The 7,031-nt window shown below is 67.2% G+C and carries 5 protein-coding genes; 3 read left to right on the forward strand and 2 right to left on the reverse strand.

Translation table 11 applies throughout. The features are described from left to right. The first annotated feature begins 8 nt into the window (after window positions 1-8). Window positions 9-3,593 carry a M1 family aminopeptidase gene (locus VFG40_RS03450; RefSeq protein ID WP_324894931.1) on the forward strand — a complete coding sequence of 1,195 codons (3,585 nt, stop codon included), beginning with the start codon at window positions 9-11 and terminating at the stop codon, window positions 3,591-3,593. A 368-nt stretch (window positions 3,594-3,961) separates the two neighbouring features. Here VFG40_RS03450 and VFG40_RS03455 read toward each other — a convergent pair whose 3' ends face one another. Beyond that, the gene (locus VFG40_RS03455; protein WP_324894933.1) at window positions 3,962-4,630 is read right to left on the reverse strand and encodes a hypothetical protein; all 669 of its coding nucleotides are present in this window, start codon (window positions 4,628-4,630) and stop codon (window positions 3,962-3,964) included. A gap of 401 nt (window positions 4,631-5,031) precedes the next feature. On the opposite strand from VFG40_RS03455, the gene VFG40_RS03460 reads away from it, so the two are divergent. Next, window positions 5,032-5,658, forward strand: coding sequence for a DedA family protein (locus tag VFG40_RS03460; protein WP_324894935.1), 627 nt, complete (start codon window positions 5,032-5,034; stop codon window positions 5,656-5,658). Window positions 5,659-6,030: 372 nt separating this feature from the next. Here the strand turns inward: VFG40_RS03460 and VFG40_RS03465 are convergent, their stop codons facing one another. Next, complete coding sequence (locus tag VFG40_RS03465; protein WP_324894937.1) at window positions 6,031-6,264, reverse strand: hypothetical protein; 234 nt, start codon at window positions 6,262-6,264, stop codon at window positions 6,031-6,033. A 495-nt stretch (window positions 6,265-6,759) separates the two neighbouring features. On the opposite strand from VFG40_RS03465, the gene VFG40_RS03470 reads away from it, so the two are divergent. Continuing rightward, on the forward strand, window positions 6,760-7,031 hold a 272-nt coding region (locus VFG40_RS03470; protein WP_324894942.1), incomplete at its 3' end, for a hypothetical protein.

The raw sequence follows: 7,031 nt of genomic DNA on the forward strand, positions 1-7,031 counted from the left end.
ACACCCCGATGCTCTGGAAGGTCGCCGCGTTCGAATTTCGCTACCAGCTCGGCAGCCTGCTGTTCCGGGTCGTCGCGGTGTTGTTGCTGCTGGGCGCTTTCACCGACATGGCCGTGTTCAAGCTGGTCAAGACCGGCGGCGGCAATGTCCTCTACAACAGTCCACACGCCGTCATCGTGGTGCACCTCATGGTGTCGCTGCTGTTCCTGTTCGTCGGCGCGGCATTCGTCTCCAACGCGGTGCTGCGCGACAGCCAGACTGGCTTCGGCCCGCTGATACGCGCAACGCCGATCACCAAGTCCGCCTACCTGGGCGGGCGCTTCCTGGCTGTCTTCGGCATCGGCGCGGTGATCCTGGCCATGGCGACGCTCGGCTCATGGCTGGGCACGCTGCTGCCGTTCGCCAACCGCGCGATGCTCGGGCCGAACCACCTCGCGGGCTTTGCACTCGGCTACGGACTGTTTGCCCTCCCCAACGTGCTGATCATCTCGGCGATTCTGTTCGCGCTGGCAGCGGCGACGCGTTCGATGGCCGGCACGTTCGTCGGTGTCATCGTGCTGCTGATCTTCTATCTGGTCGGCCAGCGGCTGATGGAAGGCCAAACCGAGCTGGCGACCGTCCGCGTATTCGCCGATCCGTTCGGTGTGTCCGCCTACATGGCTTCCTCGCGTTACCTGACCGCCGTGCAGCTCAACGCCGGTGCAATTCCCATCAGCGGGTTGCTGCTGCAGAGCCGGCTGTTGTGGGTGGCGCTGGCCCTGGCCTGTCTGGCGATCACCTACCGTCTTTTCAGCTTCACCGAACCGGCGACGGCGCCCCCCCGGGCAGGCAACTCGCGTGACCGGAACGCCGAGGCTCCGGCACAGCCCCATGCGTCGATCGGCACCCTGCCGAATGCGCGGTTCGGCGCGCAGAGCGCGCGGGCCCAGTTCCTCGCCCGGCTCGCCATGGAAATGCGCTTCGTGGTCCGCAGCCCGCTGTTCCTGATCCTGCTTGCCCTCGCCGTGCTGACCACGTTCCCGGGCCTGTGGAGCGCGACCGGCTGGATGGATGTTCCGCTGTACCCGCTGGCGTCCGTGCTGGTGCCCAACATCGAGGGGAGTTTCGCCACCGTCCTGGTGGTCGTGGCGGCGTTCTACGGCGGCGAGCTGGTCTGGCGCGAACGCGAGCGCAGGATCAACGAGATCGTCGATGCCGCGCCGCTGGAACCCTGGGCGCTGATGCTGCCGAAGATGCTCGGCCTGGCGCTGGTACTGGTGGCGACACTCTGCGTGGGTGTCGCCATGGCCCTGCTGGTGCAGGCGTTGAAGGGGGGCGTGCCGCTGGCGCCGGGTCAGTTCCTGCTCTGGTGCCTGCTGCCCATGGGCGTGGACGCGATCCTGGTGGCTGTGCTCGCGGTGTTCCTGCACGCGCTGAGCCCGAGCAAGTACGCCGGATGGGGCGTGATGGTGCTCTACATCGGCGTGCTTCTGTTCGGCCCGGGCGCCGGCTTGGAAAACCCGCTGTGGATCTACGGCCGGGCGCCCGGCGTGCCGTTCACCGACATGGCCGGCCAGGGCAATGCCTGGGCCGCGGCCTGGTGGTTCCGGCTGTTCTGGGCCGCGGTCGCCACGCTGCTGATGGTGGCCGCCCACCTGTTGTGGCCGCGCGGCACCGCGCATGGCCTGAAAACGCGCTTGCGCCTGGCCCGCACGCGCCTGACACGTTCCGCCCGCCTGGCCGGTGCCTGCGCCGCGGTGATGCTCGCGCTGAGCGGCGGGTGGATCGTCTACAACACGCTGGTGCTCAACGACGGCGTGCGGCCCGACCCGGATCGCTACCTGGCGGAGTACGAGCAGCGCTATTTCAAATACGCCGCGCTGCCGCAGCCGGTGGTGCGCCACGTCGAACTGAATGTGGCGCTGTACCCGGAGCGCATCCTGGCCGACGTGCGCGGCAGCTACCGCCTGGTCAACGAGACCGACCGGCCCATCGAGCAGGTGCACGTGCGGCTGTTGAACTCCGACATTCAGTTGCTCGGCCTCGATCTCCCCGGGGCGCGGCTGGAGCGGGACGACCCGGTGTTCCACTACCGCATCTACCGCTTCGACCACCCGATGCAGCCGGGCGAGGCGCGCGTGCTGCGCTTTCACACGCGCCTGCAGCAGGTCGGCTTCCGTGCCAGCGGCACGCAGACCAGCATCGTCTCCAACGGGACCCAGCTCGACACCGTGCACGCCACGCCCCGGATCGGCATGAGCGACCTGGGCCTGCTGGAAGATCCCTCGATCCGCCGCAAGTACGGTCTACCGGAACGCGCACCGTTCCCGCGGCTCGATGATCTGTCGGCCACCTACGTCACGCCCAACAGCGACCTGAGCTGGACCAGCTCGTCCATCACCGTGTCCACGTCCGCCGACCAGGTTCCGGTCGCTCCGGGCAGGCGTGCATGGGAACGCGTGCAGGGTGGTCGGCGCTCAGCCCTGTTCGTGTCCGAACAGCCGATGAAGAACCTCCTTTCGATCAACTCCGGCCGCTTCGCGGTGAAGGAATCGAGCGCGGGCGGCATCACCTACCGGATCTACTTCGATCCGCGTCACGCCTGGAACGTGGACCGCATGATGAAGGTCATGCAGGCGTCCATCGGCTACTACAGCCGCGCCTTCGGGCCGTACCAGTTCACCCAGCTGCAAGTGGTCGAGCGGCCGGATGCGGGCGGCGGGCATGCTTACCCGGGCATCCTCTCCGTGGGGGAGGGCATCTTCGAGATGGACCTGCGCGATCCGGGCCAACTGGACATGGTCAGCATGCTGACCGCGCACGAGATCGCCCACCAGTGGTGGGGACACCAGGTGACGGGGGCGCGCATGCAGGGCGGCTCGCTGCTCTACGAAACGCTGTCGCAGTACTCCGCGCTGATGGTTCTTCGCCGGCTCGAAGGCGAGGCGATGGCCAGCCGGTTCCTGCGCTTCCAGATCGACCGCTACCTTGCCGGCCGCCGCACGCAGGTGCTGCAAGAGCAGCCCCTGGTCAGCGCGAGCCTCAACCAGGACTACATCAACTATGGCAAAGGCGCGCTGGCGCTTTACTTCCTGCAGCACCGGATCGGCGAGGACGCGGTCAACCGGGCGCTTCGCCGCTTCGTGGACAGGTACCGCTTCTCGGTTGCACCGTATCCCCGCTCACTGGATCTCATCGCCCTGCTGCGCGAGGAGGCCAAGACCCCGGCCGACCAGGCGCTGATCACCGACCTGTTCGAGCGGATCACGCTCTACGACCTGAAGGTGGTGCATCCGACCGCGGTCAAACGCCTGGACGGCAAATGGGATGTGACGGTACCGGTCGAGGCGCGAAAGCTCTACGCCGATGGCAAGGGCGAGGAACACGCGGCGCCGCTGGACGAGCCGATCGAGGTCGGGCTGTTCACCGCCGATCCCGGTGAGCTGACGCCCACCAAGGCGTCGACGCTCACGATGGTGACCGCGCAGGTCCATAGCGGCAAACAGATTCTCCGTTTCGTCACCGCCGAGCGCCCGGCCTTTGCCGGAGTCGATCCGCACGCCTTGCGCATCGACCGCAACCTGGCGGACAACGTCGCCCCGATCGCCGACTGAAGCGGGTGCCGCACCTGCCCCTAGATTGCCCGCCCTCGGCGAAGTTCGCGCGGTTGGGAATTGCAGCCTGCGATTGTTGGCCAGAGCCTGGCGCGGGGGCTCTGGCGGTTGGCAGGCCCGGGCACTCCCGGTCGATGCCGTGGAGCCACCGCGCATGTCGCTCATGGCATACGCTTTTCCCGCGCCGGCTGGTCGCGCCCGCAGGGCTCGCGGATGATGTCGAACGCGCGCCTCTGGGGCAATGCCGGCCACGTGGTGAGGGCCGGACGCAGGCAAGGATGTTTGGAAAGGGGACGGCTGCAAGACCCACCACAGGTCGGGTGATCAGCGCGCCGCTTGTGGTGGGCCGTGGTCGCATCCGCAGCGCCCTACCAGTTCGCGCTGAAATTGATGAGGTCGAGCACATAGACCGTCCAGGCCAGGGCGCCACTGGCCAGGGCTACCAGCCACGACCAGCCGCGGGAAAGCCAGTGACGGTCCGTATCGCGCCACGCGCCCCACATCTGGGCAAGCGCCGCGGGCGCAGTGAGTAAAGCCAGCGTTCCCAGTAGCAAGCGGACCGCAAACGGCATCACGAACAGCACCTTGAAGTCGATCGCCAGCGCCAGCCCGAAAAGTGCCCACGCGACGATCGCGACAATAATCGTCCAATATCCGCGCCGCGCCCACCGGTTTGCCAAGGAGGCGGGGTTGGCCGACGCCGCAAAGCGGCTCCCGGCATAGGCCGGGACAAATCGATGGAGCAGCCGGCTGGCAAGGCGAACGAACAGGGCGAGCAGAATCGTGGCGAAGCCGAACGCGGCAATGGGCGGGAGAACATCCGTCAACGGCGGGGCCCGTTCAAAAACAGCGACCGGATACAACGCGGCGCTTGCGATGCGCGCAACCCGGTCCTGGCGATCGCGAACCACGGCCAGCGGAATCCCGGAGGACTTTTCGACGAAGCGGTCCTTCCCTTGGGGCAGCCAGCGCGTGACCTGTCCTGCAGACAAGATCGTCAGCGAGCCGTCGCCCTGGGCGAAGACATCTCGCAGCAACCGTCCTGACCTGACGAAGCGGGGAAGGCTGGAACCGGGGCGGATGTCCGGAAGCCAACGTGACGCGAGCCTCTGTGCAGCGCGGGGTTCCACGATAGCCGGGCGCGAAAGGCAGCGGCGCCAGCGCGCCCGACGCGTCTGTTCGCGCGCGGGATAACCGGGTCAGGGCGATTCCGCGCGCGGGCGGCACCAGGGCTGGCAGGCTGGCATCAGCGTCCGGCTATCCGAAATGATGCGCGGCACCGGATTCTCCCCCGTCGGCATGCCGGCGTCTGGGTGGAGCACCACACGCAGGCGGCCGGCCGAGGGGCCGCCGGGCGGGCGAGCGTGCGCTTGCCTACACATGGACGTGACTAGAGTGCGCGGCTGGGGCGCAACGCTCCGCAACATCGGGAGTGGACGTGCTGGAAAAATGGATGGGTCTGCTGGGCGGCGCGTTGATGGGCTTCATCTCCCACGCCGGGTATCTCGGCATCTCGCTGCTGATGGCGCTGGAGAGCGCGTGTTTGCCGCTGCCGTCGGAAGTGATCATGCCGTTTGCCGGCTACCTCGCTTACCAGGGCACGCTCACGCTGTGGGCGGTGGCGCTGGCTGGCGCGGTGGGCTGCGTGGTCGGTTCATGGGCTGCCTATGCGCTCGGCGCGTGGGGCGGCCGGCGCGCGATCGAGCGCTTCGGCAAATACGTGCTGCTGTCTTCGCAAGATCTGGATCGCGCCGATCGCTGGTTCTCGCGCTACGGCGAGATCATCATCTTCGTCGGCCGCCTGCTGCCGGTGGTCCGCACGTTCATTGCGCTGCCCGCCGGCATCTCGCACATGCCGTTCTGGCGATTCACCCTCTACACCTTCGTCGGCTCGCTGATCTGGTGCTGGTGCCTGGCGTGGGTGGGCCTGAAGATGGGCGAGCACTGGGACACGCTCGGCGCCATCTTCCATCGCTTCGATGCGGTCATCATCGCCATCTTCGTGCTGGGGCTGGCGTGGTTCGTGTGGCACCGCGTGCGCGACATGCGCAGGAGTTCCTCGTGAACGGGACGCTGCGAACACTGCGGCGTTCCGTCGTAGCGCGCTTCCCTTCGAGAGGAATGCGAAACGGTATCTGGCGCACGGGGCGCGACCATCTGCCGAGTAGGGCGGCGATGCGCCGCCCCGAAAGCACAGAAAGCCGGGACAGCTTTCCGACCGCGGAGCCTGCAGCTTTCCCATGCTCACCCCCCAGCCTCCGTTCGCGTTGGCGGCTTGCACGTCGGCGGCACCGTGTTCCGTACAGAGCGAAATCGCGCCGTCGCCCGTCGGCCCTTCTCGCTTCGTGACGCCGTGTCGATGCCAACAGACGAGGATGCCGCATGGTGCGGTGATCAACGCCGCAGATCCGCCGGCGCGTTGGGTGCAGGCAGCCGCTCAGCACCCCGTCTTCGCATCCATTTGCGTCCACTGATCGCGCGGGGACGAGGCGGAGCGGCGGAACATCGGCTTGGCTGCGTCGTCTTCGGCGGTGACGGCCGCGGGCATGTCGGGCGACGCCGCGGCACGTGCACCCCGCTTGGCGTCGGCCGGTGTGGTCGCGCTCGCGAGGATGCGGTTGAAGGTGGACCTGACCGTCCTCTCGTCGTCGTCGAAGTCGCCGTGGTGCATGGCGTTCGACGCGCTTGGCGACTCGTCCGGCGCACTGTTCGGTGCGAGGACCAGCTCCGCGCCTAGTTTCTGGAGCGTCTCGCGCAGCTCGGCATCTATGCAGCGCTCCATGCCCAGGATCGTCCCTTGGCACTTGAAGTGGCGACCGCCCGAGTCGGCAAGGTGCTGCTTCGGTGTTCATGAACGGCGTCGGAGACGCCGGGGCATGACGCTGAATCGCCATGGCGCCACGGCTCGTGGCTTGGCTACCGAGCGTCGGTGCAGCTGCAGGTGATCCATCTTCCGTGGACGTTGCGGCAATTTGCGGTGAGCAACGCGTCAAAGCGTGCGCTGCGTCACGCAAGACTCGCGCGCTGGTGTGATTCGTCTAACAAACGGTCAGCTGGCATGTGCGTAACTTGCTGCTGCAAGGTAGGACCCTTTCCCTTTCCCCCGCGAGCTTGACAAGGCACGTCTCGAACGTCCGCGGAATACGACGTGTCTTGGAGTCTCCGAATGAAGTTTTTCCGCAATCCCCAGGCGGGGCATGGTTCGCGCATCCCTGCTTCAGCGCTCGCTCCCCACGCTTCCCTCGCAGCCCGGCAGTCTCTTGGCAAACCTTCGCGGTATCTGCGTGGCGTGGCCGCGGGAAGCTGCGCGGTGTTGTTCACCGCACTGACGGTCACGATGTCGTCGTCCGCATTTGCCGCGACAGTCCCCGCAGTGACGGCGGCGCATCCGCGCCTGCTCCTCGATACGTCGACGCTGTCGGCGCTTCGCCAGCACGC

The organism is Dyella sp., from assembly GCF_035685805.1.
GTDB lineage: Bacteria > Pseudomonadota > Gammaproteobacteria > Xanthomonadales > Rhodanobacteraceae > Dyella_A.